The organism is Pseudomonas donghuensis (genome assembly GCF_000696345.2).
Classification (GTDB): domain Bacteria; phylum Pseudomonadota; class Gammaproteobacteria; order Pseudomonadales; family Pseudomonadaceae; genus Aquipseudomonas; species Aquipseudomonas donghuensis.
In genome coordinates, this window is record NZ_CP071706.1 from 1,380,599 (window position 1) to 1,395,161 (window position 14,563).

14 protein-coding genes are annotated in these 14,563 nt (G+C 63.6%); 13 read left to right on the top strand and 1 reads right to left on the bottom strand.

Annotated elements, in window-relative coordinates; genetic code table 11:
• The first annotated feature begins 1 nt into the window (after position 1).
• From BV82_RS06280 to BV82_RS06340, 13 genes are all read left to right on the top strand, one after another.
• Positions 2 to 532: a chemotaxis protein CheW gene (locus tag BV82_RS06280; RefSeq protein ID WP_036994049.1), complete on the top strand. Its 531-nt coding sequence runs from the start codon at positions 2 to 4 to the stop codon at positions 530 to 532.
• Complete coding sequence (locus BV82_RS06285; RefSeq protein ID WP_010224914.1) at positions 529 to 1,797, top strand: CheR family methyltransferase; 1,269 nt, start codon at positions 529 to 531, stop codon at positions 1,795 to 1,797. Before BV82_RS06280 ends, BV82_RS06285 begins: the two co-directional genes overlap by 4 nt.
• Positions 1,794 to 2,459: a chemotaxis protein CheW gene (locus tag BV82_RS06290; protein WP_010224913.1), complete on the top strand. Its 666-nt coding sequence runs from the start codon at positions 1,794 to 1,796 to the stop codon at positions 2,457 to 2,459. Before BV82_RS06285 ends, BV82_RS06290 begins: the two co-directional genes overlap by 4 nt.
• Positions 2,456 to 4,735 carry a hybrid sensor histidine kinase/response regulator gene (locus tag BV82_RS06295; RefSeq protein ID WP_036994051.1) on the top strand — a complete coding sequence of 760 codons (2,280 nt, stop codon included), beginning with the start codon at positions 2,456 to 2,458 and terminating at the stop codon, positions 4,733 to 4,735. Before BV82_RS06290 ends, BV82_RS06295 begins: the two co-directional genes overlap by 4 nt.
• Positions 4,732 to 5,745: a chemotaxis response regulator protein-glutamate methylesterase gene (cheB, locus tag BV82_RS06300; protein WP_010224911.1), complete on the top strand. Its 1,014-nt coding sequence runs from the start codon at positions 4,732 to 4,734 to the stop codon at positions 5,743 to 5,745. Before BV82_RS06295 ends, cheB begins: the two co-directional genes overlap by 4 nt.
• A 51-nt stretch (positions 5,746 to 5,796) precedes the next feature.
• The gene (locus BV82_RS06305) at positions 5,797 to 6,801 is read left to right on the top strand and encodes a response regulator (RefSeq protein WP_010224910.1); all 1,005 of its coding nucleotides are present in this window, start codon (positions 5,797 to 5,799) and stop codon (positions 6,799 to 6,801) included.
• Positions 6,802 to 6,954: 153 nt separating this feature from the next.
• Positions 6,955 to 8,050 (top strand): peptide chain release factor 2 gene (prfB, locus tag BV82_RS06310; RefSeq protein ID WP_100782011.1). Its coding sequence is split into 2 segments (ribosomal slippage): positions 6,955 to 7,026 and positions 7,028 to 8,050, totalling 1,095 coding nucleotides; the frame shifts between segments, so codons are not numbered across the junction.
• A 98-nt stretch (positions 8,051 to 8,148) separates the two neighbouring features.
• Positions 8,149 to 9,651, top strand: coding sequence for a lysine--tRNA ligase (gene lysS, locus BV82_RS06315; protein ID WP_010224906.1), 1,503 nt, complete (start codon positions 8,149 to 8,151; stop codon positions 9,649 to 9,651).
• A 100-nt stretch (positions 9,652 to 9,751) separates the two neighbouring features.
• Complete coding sequence (locus BV82_RS06320) at positions 9,752 to 10,456, top strand: TetR/AcrR family transcriptional regulator (protein ID WP_010224904.1); 705 nt, start codon at positions 9,752 to 9,754, stop codon at positions 10,454 to 10,456.
• A 28-nt stretch (positions 10,457 to 10,484) separates the two neighbouring features.
• Complete coding sequence (locus BV82_RS06325; RefSeq protein WP_036994055.1) at positions 10,485 to 11,030, top strand: hypothetical protein; 546 nt, start codon at positions 10,485 to 10,487, stop codon at positions 11,028 to 11,030.
• Between the two features lie 24 nt (positions 11,031 to 11,054).
• Positions 11,055 to 12,332, top strand: coding sequence for a flavohemoglobin expression-modulating QEGLA motif protein (locus BV82_RS06330; protein ID WP_010224900.1), 1,278 nt, complete (start codon positions 11,055 to 11,057; stop codon positions 12,330 to 12,332).
• Positions 12,304 to 13,227, top strand: coding sequence for an alpha/beta hydrolase (locus tag BV82_RS06335; protein WP_026001410.1), 924 nt, complete (start codon positions 12,304 to 12,306; stop codon positions 13,225 to 13,227). Before BV82_RS06330 ends, BV82_RS06335 begins: the two co-directional genes overlap by 29 nt.
• The gene (locus BV82_RS06340) at positions 13,224 to 13,550 is read left to right on the top strand and encodes a PA3694 family proteiin (protein ID WP_036994056.1); all 327 of its coding nucleotides are present in this window, start codon (positions 13,224 to 13,226) and stop codon (positions 13,548 to 13,550) included. The genes BV82_RS06335 and BV82_RS06340 overlap by 4 nt, the downstream gene beginning before the upstream one ends.
• A 176-nt stretch (positions 13,551 to 13,726) precedes the next feature.
• On the opposite strand, the gene lptF is transcribed toward BV82_RS06340, so the two are convergent.
• On the bottom strand, positions 13,727 to 14,515 hold the full coding sequence (gene lptF / locus BV82_RS06345) for a lipotoxin F family OmpA-related lipoprotein LptF (RefSeq protein WP_036994057.1): 789 nt from the start codon (positions 14,513 to 14,515) through the stop codon (positions 13,727 to 13,729).
• Between the last annotated feature and the right edge of the window lie 48 nt (positions 14,516 to 14,563).

The window sequence follows — 14,563 nt, forward strand, 5'->3', positions numbered from 1 at the left end:
GATGAACGACCTTCAGCCCCGCCGCAACCAGGACGCGGCCTCCCACGGCACCCTGTACCTGGTATTCCGTATCGGCGAGCAGCGCTTTGCCCTGGACGCCCATGAAGTTGCCGAGGTGCTGCCGCGCCTGCCGCTCAAGCCCATCGCGCAAACCCCGCCATGGGTTGCCGGGGTGCTGGCCCATCGCGGCGCGCTGGTGCCGGTGATCGATGTCGGCGCCTTGAGTTTTGGCTTGCCGGCGCCGGTGCGCACCAGCACGCGCCTGGTGCTGGTGCACTACCGCGCCGACCCGTTGCGCCCGGCGTTGTTACTGGGGCTGATCCTTGAACAGGCCACCGATACCCTGCGTTGCGACCCTGCCGAGTTCCAGCCTTATGGCCTGGACAATCGGCAGGCACCGTACCTGGGCCCGGTGCGTGAGGATGCCCATGGTTTGCTGCAGCGTATCGGTGTGCAGGACCTGCTCGGCATCGAAGTACGCGAGCTGCTGTACCCGCCCGACGTTACGGCAGGTGGCGAGGGGCAAGCATGAGTGGCGAGCAGCGCTTTTTTCGCTTTTTGCAGGATCGCATCGGCCTGGACGTTGCCTCGGTCGGCGCACCGATGGTCGAGCGCGCCTTGCGCCAGCGATGTGCGATCCTGGAGGCCCGGGACCTGGATGACTACTGGTTGCGCCTGCAGCAGTCGAATCAGGAGCAGCAGGCACTGATCGAGGCGGTGATCGTCCCGGAAACCTGGTTCTTCCGCTACCCGGAGTCCTTCAATGCCCTGGTGACCCTGGCGCGCAAACGCCTGGCCGAGCTTGGCGGCCTGCGCCCGCTGCGCATCCTCAGCCTGCCGTGCTCCACCGGAGAAGAGCCGTATTCGATTGCTATGGCCTTGCTCGACGGCGGCTTTGCCGCCCACAGCTTTCGCGTCGATGCGATGGACATCAGCCCCAACTCCATTGGCCGGGCCGAACAGGCGCTTTATGGGCGCAACTCGTTTCGCGGTGTGCACCTGGACTTTCGTGAGCGGCATTTCAGCGAGAGCGCCGAGGGCCATAGCCTCGATGATCGGGTTCGCCAGCAGGTCAACTTGCAGGTGGGCAACGTGCTCGATCCGGCATTGAATTCCCGCGAAGGCAGCTACGATTTCGTCTTTTGCCGCAACTTGTTGATCTACTTCGACGTACCCACCCAGCAACGGGTGTTCAAGGTGCTCAAAAACCTGATTCACGAACAGGGCGTGCTGTTTATCGGCCCGGCCGAGGGCAGCCTGCTGGCGCGCATGGGCATGCGCCCGGTGGGTATCGCCCAGTCTTTTGCCTATGTGCGCCAAACCGAGATGGAGCCTGCGCCGCCGAGCAAACCGTTGGCCATTCCAGTGCCCTTGACGGTGCCGCTGACGGTGGCCAGCGTGCCGCGCCCGGCGCCTGCCCTGGTGCGCAGGATCAAGCCTTTTGCCCCACCGCCTGCCAGGCCCGCCGCACAAGAGTCGGCGAGCGAATTGCTGGCGCAGATTGCGCAACTGGCCAATGCCGGTAGCAGCGCCCAGGCCCAGGCTGCCTGCGCACGTTATTTGCAGCAGTACCCGCCCAATGCCCAGGTGTTCTACTGGCTGGGCTTGCTCAGTGACACCGCCGGCGACAGCAGCGATGCGTTGAGCCATTACCGCAAGGCGTTGTACCTCGACCCCCAGCATCCGGAGGCACTGGTGCACCTGGCCGCGTTGCTGGCTTCTCAAGGTGATGTCGCAGGCGCCCGGCGCCTGCAGGAACGGGCCGCACGGCGCGCCGACCGGGAGTCTGAACAATGATGGGTGACAACGACGTGCAACTGGTCGCCAGTGACGCCGCCAGCATCGACGACTGCTGGAACCGTATCGGGGTCCATGGCGACAAGCGCTGCCCGCTGCTCGAGGCGCATATCCATTGCCGAAACTGCGAGGTGTATGCGGCCGCAGCCACGCGCCTGCTGGACCGTTACTCGCTGTCCCAGCAAGCCCACGAGCAAAGCGCGGCCCTCGAGCAAGCCAGCAGTGGCCGCTCGTTGTTGCTGTTTCGCCTGGGCGAGGAGTGGCTGGCGCTGGCCACCCGTTGCCTGGTCGAAGTCGCACCGTTGCAGCAGGTGCATTCCCTGCCGCACCAGCGCTCGCGGGTGCTGCATGGGGTGGCCAATGTACGTGGTGCGTTGGTGCCGTGCCTGTCGCTGAGCGATCTGCTCGGCCTTGAACCCCAGGCCGCGGCGGCGACCTCGGCGCGGGTCATGCCGCGCATGCTGATCATTGCCGCTGCGGGTGGTTCGGTGGTGGTCCAGGTCGATGAAGTGGATGGTATCCATGGCCTGGACCCCGACCGCCTGGCTGTGGAGCAGGGTGAAACACGTTTTACCGCAGCGGTGCTGCAATGGCGCGGGCGCAGTGTCCGCGTGCTGGATGAAGAACAAGTGCTGTCTGCCGTGAACCGGAGCCTGTCATGACCCCAGAGCAAATGCGCGATGCCTCGTTGCTCGAGCTGTTCAGCCTGGAGGCCGAAGCCCAGACCCAGGTGCTCAGCGTCGGGTTGCTGGCGCTGGAGCGCAACCCGACCCAGGCCGATCAGCTTGAAGCCTGCATGCGCGCGGCCCACTCGCTCAAGGGGGCGGCGCGGATTGTTGGCGTCGACGCCGGGGTGAGCGTCGCCCATGTGATGGAAGACTGCCTGGTCGGCGCCCAGGAAGGCCGCGTGCTGCTGCGCCCGGAACATATCGATGCCTTGCTGCAAGGTACTGACCTGTTGATGCGTATCGCCACCCCCGGTGACGTCAGCATCGATGCGGCGGTGCAAGCCTTTCTGGTGCAGATGGCCGCGTTGCTCGACCCGGGCGCGGCACCGCCGCCGGCTATGGCGCCGCCAGCCGTTGCCTTGCCCGAACCCGAACCCCTGCTGGTCGAGCCGGCCATGCTGGAACCCGAGCCGGAGGTCGAAGCAGCGCCTGTGCGCAGCGGCAAGCGCACGAGTGAGGGCGGCGAGCGGGTCTTGCGCGTCACTGCCGAGCGCCTGAACAGTCTGCTCGACCTGTCGAGCAAATCGCTGGTCGAAACCCAGCGTTTGAAACCCTATCTGGCCACCCTGCAGCGCCTCAAGCGCATGCACGGGCAAAGCATCCGCGCCCTGGACGGCCTCAAGCAGCAACTGGAAAGCAGCGGCCAGAGCCCGGAAGTCCAGGATGCCCTGGCCCAGGCTCAACGTTTGCTCGGGGAAACCCAGCAGATTCTGTTGCAGCAGGCCTCGGACCTCGACGAGTTCGGCTGGCAAGCCAGCCAACGCGCGCAACTGCTGTATGACACCGCGCTGGCCTGTCGCATGCGCCCGTTTGCCGATGTGCTGACCGGGCAAAGCCGCATGGTCCGTGACCTTGGCCGCTCGCTGGGCAAGCAGGTGCGCCTGGAAATCGAAGGCGAGAAGACCCAGGTCGACCGCGACGTACTGGAAAAACTCGAAGCGCCCTTGACCCATCTGCTGCGCAATGCCGTCGATCACGGCATCGAGTCGCCCGAACGGCGCCTGGTGGCCGGCAAGCCGCTGGAAGGGCTGATCCGCCTGCGCGCTTCGCACCAGGCCGGGCTGCTGGTGCTGGAGATCAGCGACGATGGTGGCGGCGTCGATCTGGCGCATTTGCGCCAGAGCATCGTTGAACGCCAGTTGTCGCCTGCCGAGACCGTGGCGCAGATGAGCGAGGCCGAGCTGCTGACCTTCCTGTTCCTGCCAGGTTTCAGCCTGCGTGACCGGGTGACTGAAGTCTCCGGGCGCGGTGTCGGCCTGGATGCCGTGCAGCACATGGTTCGCCAGCTGCGCGGCTCGATCGAGCTGACCCAGGCCAGCGGCCAGGGCAGTTGCTTTCACCTTGAAGTACCGCTGACCCTGTCGGTGGTGCGCAGCCTGGTGGTGGAGGTCGGCGCCGAGGCCTATGCCTTCCCGCTGGCGCACATCGAACGCACGCTGGAGCTACCGGCCGAGGCCATCGTGCAGATCGAAGGCCGTCAGCATTTCTGGCATGAGGGCCGGCATATCGGCCTGGTTTCGGCCAGCCAGCTGCTCAATCGCCCGCCGAGCCAGGGCGAAGGGCAGAGCATCAAAGTGGTGGTGATTCGCGAGCGCGAGATGCTCTATGGCGTGGCGGTCGAACGCCTGATCGGCGAGCGAGTGCTGGTGGTGATGCCGCTGGATGCGCGCCTGGGCAAGGTCCAGGACATTTCCGCCGGGGCCTTGCTCGACGATGGCGCGGTGGTACTGATCATCGACGTCGAAGACTTGCTGCGCTCGGTGGAAAAGCTCCTCAGCACCGGTCGCCTGGAACGTATCGAACGCGGCCAGCGCAGCGTGCGCGAGGCGGCGCGCAAGCGCGTGCTGGTGGTCGACGATTCGCTGACCGTGCGCGAATTGCAGCGCAAGTTGCTCAGCAACAAAGGCTATGAAGTGGCCGTTGCAGTAGACGGCATGGACGGTTGGAACGCCTTGCGCAGCGAGGACTTCGACCTGCTGATCACCGACATCGACATGCCGCGCATGGACGGTATCGAACTGGTCACCTTGCTGCGCCGTGACAGCCGCCTGCAATCGCTGCCGGTGATGGTGGTTTCGTACAAGGACCGCGAAGAAGATCGTCGCCGTGGACTGGACGCCGGGGCCGACTACTATTTGGCAAAGGCCAGTTTTCACGATGATGCCTTGCTCGACGCCGTCGTCGAGTTGATCGGGGGAGCGCAGGGATGAAAATCGCCATCGTCAACGACATGCCCATGGCCGTGGAGGCCTTGCGCCGGGCGTTGGCCTTCGAACCGGCCCATGAGGTGATCTGGGTCGCCAGCAATGGCGCCGAGGCGGTCAAGCTGTGTGCCGAGCAACTGCCGGACCTGATCCTCATGGACCTGATCATGCCGGTCATGGACGGTGTCGAGGCAACCCGGCGGATCATGGCTGAAACCCCTTGCGCCATCGTTATCGTTACCGTCGACCGCCAGCAGAATGTCCACCGGGTGTTCGAGGCCATGGGCCATGGCGCTCTCGACGTGGTCGACACCCCGGCCCTGGGGGCTGGCGACCCGCGCGAGGCCGCCGCGCCGCTGCTGCGCAAGATCCTCAACATCGGCTGGCTGATCGGCCAGCAGCGCAGCAGCCCGACCCGGGCCATGGCCGCGCCGGTCCGTGAGGCTGCCCAGCGCCAGGGCCTGGTTGCCATCGGCTCCTCGGCCGGTGGCCCGGCCGCCCTGGAAGTGCTGCTCAAAGCCTTGCCCAAGAGCTTTCCCGCAGCGATCGTGCTGGTTCAGCACGTTGATCAGGTGTTCGCCGCCGGCATGGCCGAGTGGCTCAGCAGTGCGTCGGGCCTGGCGGTGCGCCTGGCCAGCGAAGGCGAGCCGCCACAGCCGGGGCAGGTGTTGCTGGCCGGGACCAACCACCACATCCGCCTGCTCAAGAACGGCAACCTGGCCTATACCGCGGAGCCGGTGAACGAGATCTACCGGCCCTCCATCGATGTATTTTTCGAAAGCGTGGCCCGCTACTGGCGCGGCGACGCGGTCGGCGTGTTGCTCACCGGCATGGGCCGCGATGGCGCCCAGGGCTTGAAGCTGATGCGCCAACAGGGCTTTTTGACAATTGCCCAGGATCAGCACAGCAGCGCGGTGTACGGCATGCCCAAGGCAGCCGCCGCGATAGACGCCGCCGTGGAGATTCGCCCGCTGGAGCGAATCGCCTCGCGATTGATGGAAGTTTTTCCAAAATGACGATATGTATTGAGCCATGCCGGCTGGCCGGCAGTGACCAGGTGACAGCGCATGAATGATTTACCGCTCGACGGTTTTCCGACCATGAATGAAAATTCGGCGATGGTCCTCTTGGTCGACGATCAGGCAATGATCGGCGAAGCGGTGCGGCGTGGCCTGGCTCACGAAGAGAACATCGACTTCCACTTCTGCGCCGACCCGCACCAAGCGGTGGCCCAGGCGGTGCGGATCAAGCCCACGGTGATCCTCCAGGACCTGATCATGCCCGGCCTGGACGGCCTGACCCTGGTGCGCGAATACCGCAACAACCCGGCCACCCAGGACATCCCGATCATCGTCCTGTCGACCAAGGAAGACCCGCTGGTCAAGAGCGCGGCCTTTGCCGCCGGGGCCAACGACTACCTGGTGAAGCTGCCGGACAACATCGAACTGGTGGCGCGCATCCGCTACCACTCGCGCTCCTACCTGACCCTGCTGCAACGCGACGAGGCCTACCGGGCCCTGCGCGTCAGCCAGCAGCAGTTGCTTGACACCAACCTGGTGCTGCAACGGCTGATGAACTCCGATGGCCTCACGGGGCTTTCCAACCGCCGCCATTTCGACGAGTACCTGGAGCTGGAGTGGCGCCGGGCCATGCGTGAACAGGCGCAGCTGTCGTTGCTGATGGTCGATGTCGATTACTTCAAGTTGTTCAACGACACCTTCGGCCACCTGGCCGGGGATGAAGCACTGCGCAAGGTGGCTGAAGCCATTCGCGCCTCCTGCGCGCGCCCCAGCGACCTTCCGGCCCGTTACGGCGGCGAGGAATTCGCCCTGGTGCTGCCCAACACCTCGCCGGGCGGGGCACGCCTGGTCGCGGAGAAACTGCGCCAGACCGTAGAGGCCATGAACATCGCCCATACCATGCCCAACCCCGATTCGGTCCTGACCGTGAGCATCGGCCTGGCGACCCTGACCCCAGGCATCGGCAGCCATTGCCGGCAGTTGATCTCGGCGGCGGACAAGGGCCTGTACCTGGCCAAGAACAATGGGCGCAACCAGGTTGGGGTGGATTGACAGCAGCCACAAGCGGCAAGCTTCAAGCGGCAAAAAAAACCGCGGCGCCCGGCATTTCTCCGGCCTCTTGTCGCTTGTAGCTTGCCGCTTGAAGCTGTAACTCAGCTATACTCTCCGGCTTTTCTACAGAATACGCACGAGAGCTGCCCGCCCATGGAAATCCAACCGATCCTGAACACCATCAAGGACCTGACCGAGCGCTCCGAGTCCATTCGGGGGTATCTTTGACTACGATCACAAGCATGACCGCCTGATCGAAGTTAACCGCGAGCTCGAAGACCCGAACGTCTGGAACAAGCCCGAGTACGCCCAGGAACTGGGCCGCGAACGCGCCATGCTGGCGCAGATCGTCGAGACCCTGGATGAACTGTCCGGTGGCCTGGTCGACTCCCGCGAGCTGCTCGACATGGCCGTCGAAGAGAACGACGAAGCCGCCGTCAACGACGTCGTCGAAGTGCTCCAGGGCCTGGAAGAATCCCTGGCCAAGCTCGAATTCCGACGCATGTTCAGCGGCGAGATGGACATGAACAACGCCTACCTGGACATCCAGGCCGGTTCCGGCGGTACCGAAGCCCAGGACTGGGCCAACATCCTGTTGCGCATGTACCTGCGCTGGGCCGCCAAGCGTGGCTTCGACGCCACCATCATGGAGCTGTCCGAGGGTGAAGTCGCCGGCATCAAGGGCGCCACCGTGCACATCAAGGGCGAGTACGCCTTTGGCTGGCTGCGTACCGAGATCGGTGTGCACCGCCTGGTGCGCAAGAGCCCGTTCGACTCCGGCGCCCGTCGCCACACCTCGTTCTCGGCGGTGTTCGTGTCGCCAGAGATCGACGACAAGGTCGAGATCGAGATCAACCCGGCAGACCTGCGCATCGACACCTACCGCTCCTCGGGCGCTGGTGGTCAGCACGTAAACACCACCGACTCGGCCGTGCGTATCACCCACGTACCGACCAACACCGTGGTCAGCTGCCAGAACGAACGTTCCCAGCACGCCAACAAGGACACCGCCATGAAAATGCTGCGGGCCAAGTTGTACGAGCAGGAAATGCAGAAGCGCAACGCCGCTTCCCAGGCCCTGGAAGACAGCAAGTCGGACATCGGCTGGGGTCACCAGATCCGTTCGTACGTGCTCGACGCCTCGCGGATCAAGGACCTGCGCACCAACATCGAGCGCAGCGACTGCGACAAGGTGCTCGATGGCGATATCGACGAATACCTGGAAGCCAGCCTCAAGCAAGGGCTGTAACCGCGCGGCCCCGGCCCGCCCCCTGTCGGGGCGGGCTTGCCCCGCGATCCCTTGCCCAAGGCGAGGGACAATGAACCCGTGATGGAAAATGTGACGACATGAGCGACTTACAACTCGACCCGCAAGACCTGCAACAGGAAGAAAACAACCTGATCGCGCTGCGCAAGGAAAAACTTGCTGCCGAGCGCGCCAAGGGTAATGCCTTCCCCAACGACTTCCGCCGTGACAGCTACTGCAACGACCTGCAGAAACAGTATGTCGACAAGACCAAGGAAGAGCTGGAAGCTGCAGCGATTCCGGTCAAGGTTGCCGGGCGCATCATGCTCAACCGTGGCTCGTTCATGGTGATCCAGGACATGACCGGTCGTATCCAGGTCTATGTCAACCGCAAGACTCTGTCGGAAGAAACCCTGGCCGCAGTCAAAACCTGGGACCTGGGCGACATCATTGCCGCCGAAGGTACCCTGGCGCGTTCCGGCAAGGGCGACCTGTACGTCGAAATGACCAGCGTGCGCCTGCTGACCAAGTCGCTGCGCCCGCTGCCGGACAAGCACCACGGCCTGACCGACACCGAACAGCGCTACCGCCAGCGCTACGTCGACCTGATGGTCAACGAAGAGACCCGTCACACCTTCCGCGTCCGCTCGCAGGTCATTGCGCACATCCGCAATTTCCTGATGGCCCGCGACTTCCTCGAAGTCGAGACGCCGATGCTGCAAACCATCCCCGGTGGTGCCGCCGCCAAGCCGTTCGAAACCCACCACAACGCGCTGGACATGCAGATGTTCCTGCGTATCGCCCCGGAGCTGTACCTCAAGCGTCTGGTGGTGGGCGGTTTCGAGAAAGTCTTCGAAATCAACCGCAACTTCCGTAACGAAGGCGTATCGACCCGGCACAACCCCGAGTTCACCATGCTCGAGTTCTACCAGGCCCACGCCGACTACGAAGACAACATGGACCTGACCGAGGAGCTGTTCCGCGAGCTGGCCCAGCTGGTCCTGGGGACTACCGACGTGCCGTACGGCGACAAGGTGTTCCACTTCGGCGAGCCGTTCGTGCGCCTGTCGGTGTTCGATTCGATCCTCAAGTACAACCCTGAGATCAGCGCGGCCGACCTGCAGGACATCGACAAGGCCCGCGCAATCGCCAAGAACGCCGGTGCCAAGGTCCTCGGCTTCGAAGGCCTGGGCAAGCTGCAGGTGATGATTTTCGAAGAGCTGGTCGAGCACAAGCTGGAGCAGCCGCACTTCATTACCCAGTACCCGTTCGAAGTCTCGCCGCTGGCCCGCCGCAACGACGAGAACCCGAACGTCACCGACCGCTTCGAGCTGTTCATCGGTGGCCGCGAAATCGCCAACGCCTACTCCGAGCTCAACGATGCCGAAGACCAGGCCGAGCGCTTCATGGCCCAGGTGGCCGAGAAGGACGCCGGTGACGACGAAGCCATGCACTACGATGCCGACTTCGTCCGTGCCCTGGAATACGGCATGCCGCCAACCGCCGGTGAAGGCATCGGCATCGACCGTCTGGTGATGCTGCTGACCAACTCGCCATCGATTCGCGACGTCATCCTGTTCCCGCACATGCGCCCTCAGGCCTGAGCGAACTGAACAAGCCGCCTTCCGGGGCGGCTTTTTCATGCCTGCAATAAATTCTTCGATCGGATCCAACGTTTGGGGTAGACCAGCAGTGACTCCTGCAATGACTCAACAAGGCGCCGCCGGCGTGGCTACAGCGGTGGCCGAAAGCGTGCAGTACCAGGGCCGCAAGGCCAGCCGCGAAGGTAGCGAACTTCGCCGCCAGCAAATCCTTGATGCGGCCATGCGCATCGTCGTGCGTGATGGCGTGCGTGGCGTACGTCACCGTGCGGTGGCCGCCGAGGCCGGGGTGCCGCTGTCGGCGACCACCTATTACTTCAAGGACATCGAAGACCTGCTCACCGACACCTTCGCCCAGTATGTCGAACGCAGCGCGGCCTACCTGGCCAAACTCTGGGAAAACACCGAGGTGGTGCTGCGCCAGTTGTTGTCCCAGGGCGATGGCAGCCCGCAGTCGCGGGCGCGCCTGGCCGACGAAGTGGCGAAGATGACCACCGACTACGTGCAGCGCCAGTTGCACAACCGCCGTGACTTTCTCATGGCCGAGCAGGCCTTCCGCCAGGAGGCGCTGTTGTGCCCGCGGCTGGCCGAACTGGTCAAGTCGCACGAGCAGATCCTCCTGCGCGGCGCCGTGCAGATGCTGCAAGTGGTAGGCTCGCATCAGCCGCAACAGGATGCCCTGGTGTTGACGGCGATTATCGAGCAGATGGAATATCAGGGCCTGCTCGACGGCGAACACGCCCAGGCTGAAGCGCCGATGCTCGCTATTCTTACCCGGTACCTGCATCTGGTATTGGCGTCGGTGTAAGGCGCGAACCTAATTCAAGGAGAGGTTGATGAAAGCCAGAACCCTGCTGTTGGCATTGTCGTTCTTGCTGCTTGGCGGTTGTCTGGTCACCTTCAACGAGCCGATCCCGGCCAATAAGCCCGCGCCCAAGGCCCTGTTGGGCACATGGACGAGCAAGGACGCCTGGGGTGAACCATTGACCCTGCAGATCAGCCGCAGCGGTGGCAACGCCTACAAGGCGGTGGCCATCGGCAAGGACAAGAAGCGCGACGAGTACGCCTTCACTGTGTCCCAGCACGGCAATCGCTGGTACCTCTCGGCCGGCGTGCCCAAACGCCTGGGCGGCAATTTCCTGATCGGCGGTTTCGAAGTGCTCGATAACAAGGAACTGGTGGTCTACAACCTCGATGTCGAGCAGGTCAACCAGGCCGTACGCAAGAAAGAACTCAGTGGTCGCACCATCGAGGTGCCGGAAGACAACGGCGAAGGCATCCTGATCGACAGCCCGGCCGAGCGTGTCCTGGCCTATCTGGACGACCCGGCCAACTCCGACCTGTTCATCGAAGTGGCGCGCTTCACGCGGGCCGGCAAGTGATAGTTGCAACTCAAGGAGTGTAGGGTGGACGAGTACCAGCAGACGATACGCGCCCTGTCTGATCGCATTGTCCTGGCGCAAACGCCCATTCGCGTGCTCGATGCGGTGAAGTGGGACGACAGCATTCGCCAGGGTTTCCTCATGTCCAAAGGCAAGGAGCCGCCAGCGGTAGACCGCGCCTATTACCAGGGCCGGCCCTTGTCGTTCGATTCGGCGGCGGTCAAGCTCGAGTTCCAGAACATCGAGCGCGACATCACTCGCCAGCTCGGCCAGTTCAACCCGGTCGGGCAGATCATGCGGCGCATGTGCAAGGAATACCGCATGGTGGTGCGCATGCTCGAAGCGCGTGGCACCGAGGATTTCGGCCTGATCTCCCAAGAGCTGTATGGCGCCGCCTCCGACGCCTTCCATGCCGGTGACCCGACCCTGGCCGACCTGGGCCTGATGCTCTCGGATTACCTGAACAACATCGACGGCCGCGGCGACCTCAAGGACGAGCCGAAGAACCTCACCGCCAAGCAGGCCGTGGAGATGCTCCAGGGCCGCCTGAACAAAGTGTTCAATGAGGCTGAAGACACCATCCGCGTGTTCGAGTCCGACGGTATCGTCGCCGACGCCGCCGCCGGTGCCGACTACATCAAGATCCGCGCCGACGCCATGTTCAACAGCCGCGACGTACGGGCGCTGGAGGTGCATGAAGGCCTGGTGCACGTCGGCACTACCCTGAACGGCCTCAACCAGCCGATTTGCACCTTCCTGGCCAAGGGCCCGCCCTCATCGACCGTGACCCAGGAGGGCCTGGCGATCCTCATGGAGGTGATCGCCTTTGCCTCCTACCCCAGCCGCCTGCGCAAGCTGACCAACCGTACCCGGGCCATCCATATGGTCGAGGAGGGCGCGGATTTCATGCAGGTCTATGAGTTTTTCCGCGCCCAGGGCTTCGAGATGGCCGAAAGCTACGGCAACGCCAGCCGGGTATTCCGCGGGTCAGTGCCCAACGGCCTGCCGTTTACCAAGGACTTGTCCTACCTCAAGGGCTTTATCATGGTTTACAACTATATTCAGTTGGCCGTGCGCAAGGGCAAGCTCGAACAGATCCCCTTGTTGTTCTGCGGCAAGACCACCCTTGAAGACATGCGCACCTTGCGCCAACTGGTCGATGAAGGCCTGGTGGAACCGCCCAAGTACCTGCCGGAGCAGTTTCGCGATCTCAACGCGCTGTCGGCCTGGATGTGTTTCTCCAACTTCCTCAACCACCTGAGCCTGGACCGGATTGAAGCCGATTATTCGAACATTCTCTGATGCATGGCGCAGGCCCCTGGGCCTGCTGCTGGTGCTGCTGAGTCTGGGCGGCTGCAGTTCACTGTTGTTCTTTCCCGAGCCTGGCCAGCCGTTCACCCCGGAAAAAGCCAGGCTCGAGTACCGCGACGTTACCCTGACCGCGGCCGACGGCACCCGCCTGCACGGCTGGTGGCTGCCGGCCAAGGCCGGTGTCGAGGTCAAGGGCACGGTGCTGCACCTGCATGGCAATGGCGGCAACCTGGCCTGGCACCTGGGTGGCAGCTGGTGGTTGCCGGAGCAGGGTTATCAGGTGCTGTTGCTCGACTACCGCGGTTACGGCCTGTCCGAGGGCAAACCGCAGTTGCCCGAGGTCTACCAGGACATCGCCGCAGCGCTGGACTGGCTGGACCAGGCGCCCGAGGTGCAGGGCAAACCACAGGTCCTGCTCGGTCAAAGCCTGGGCGGTTCAATGGCCATTCACTACCTGGCCGAGCATCCCCGGCAGGCCGAGCGCTTCAAGGCCATGGTCTTCGATGGCGTGCCGGCCAGCTATCGCCAGGTCGGGCGGTTTGCCCTGAGCAACTCCTGGATGACTTGGCCGCTACAGGTGCCGTTGTCGTGGCTGGTGCCCGATGGCGACAGTGCGATCCATTCGATTGCTCGGATCAAGGCGCCGCCCAAGTTGTTTTTCCACAGCATCGACGACCCCATCGTGCCGCTGGCCAACGGCATCCAGTTGTACCAGGCTGCGCCACCACCGAGGGTGTTGCAGCTGACCCGTGGCGGGCATGTGCAGACCTTTGCCGACAAGACCTGGCGCCAGGTCATGTTGCGCTTTCTGGACGACCCGAGCCATTTCAACGGGCTGCGGCGCCTGGCCGAAGTCCCCAATTACCCTGACGAGAAGTCGCAATGAGTGAAGAACGCAACGCCGTCCCGCTGATCATTACCGGTGTCTGCAGCATCATCGGTACCGTCGCGGCCCTGTGGTACTACGGTTACCTGCATTTCGCCAAGCCTGAGGATGCCTTGCTGTTGTCCGATTTCACCATGCTCAAGACCATTCCGGGCGAGGACTACAAGATCTCCCTGCAGCCGGCCAACCAGGTGGCGCAATGCGTTGATGGTGTGCTGGTGTTGTTCGACACCGCGCAGAAGGGCCTGACCGGCGTTCTTGTGAACAACAAGAAGCAGGCCGTGCGCTGCCTGGGGCAGGAGACCCCGCAAGAAGTCCAGTAAGCCCCGGGCTGCTTTGCAGCCCAATCGCCGGCAAGGCCGGCTCCCACAGAAGGGGTAAATGCAGGCCCTCTGCGGGAGCGGCGGTGCGACGCCTCGACTTGACCCGCGATGAGGCCCGCAACACAAACAAGAATCCCGCCAGACTCGGCGGGATTTTTGTTACTGCGCAGCGAACATCAGTTCAGCTGGCTCACCGAGCGCGGTGCCACTGGCTGGTTGTCATTGGAAATGGTCACTTCCACCCGCCGGTTCTGGGCACGGCCCGAGTTTCTGGTGTTCTCGGCAACCGGATACTCCTTGCCGTACCCCTGGGCGACGATCCGCGCCGGATCCACCCCGGCACGTACCAGCGCCATGCGCACGGCGGCGGCGCGACGCTCGGACAGCGACTGGTTGTAGTTGGCGCTGCCTTTGCTGTCGGTGTAGCCCTCGACGATCACCTTGCGGTCAGGGTTCTCCTGAAGGAACTGCGCCAGTTTGGTGATGTTCGGATAGGCGCTGCTCTTGAGGTTGGCCTTGTCGAAGTCGAACAGCACGTCACCGAAGGTCACCAGGGTGCCGCGGTCGGTCTGTTTGGCATTGAGGCTATCCTGCAGCTTCTTGATCTGCGCATCGCGGGCATCAAGACGGGCCTGGGCACGCTGGGCGGCAGCGTTCTTCAGGTTGCCTTCGGCGGTACGCAGGGCAATGGTCTGCTTGGCCACTTCAACTCGCTGGTTGGTCAGGTAGGCGAGCTGGTCGACCTTGTTCTGGTCTTCCTTGTCCATGTAGGCCTGGTCGGCCTTGTTCAGCCAGTCCTGGGCGTCCTTGGTTTCAAGGGCCGCGACCTTGGCGGCCTGCGGGTTGCTCTGCAGGGCGGAGAAGTTGCTCCGGGCCGACTCCAGGTTGGCGTTCGGCTGCGTCGCGCAGGCGGCCAGGCCAACGCTCAGGGCCAGAAGGGCTGGGATCATCACGTGATTACGCATAATGGTTCATCCTTTGATCGATTACGAATGCACGGGTCGGCGGGCGGG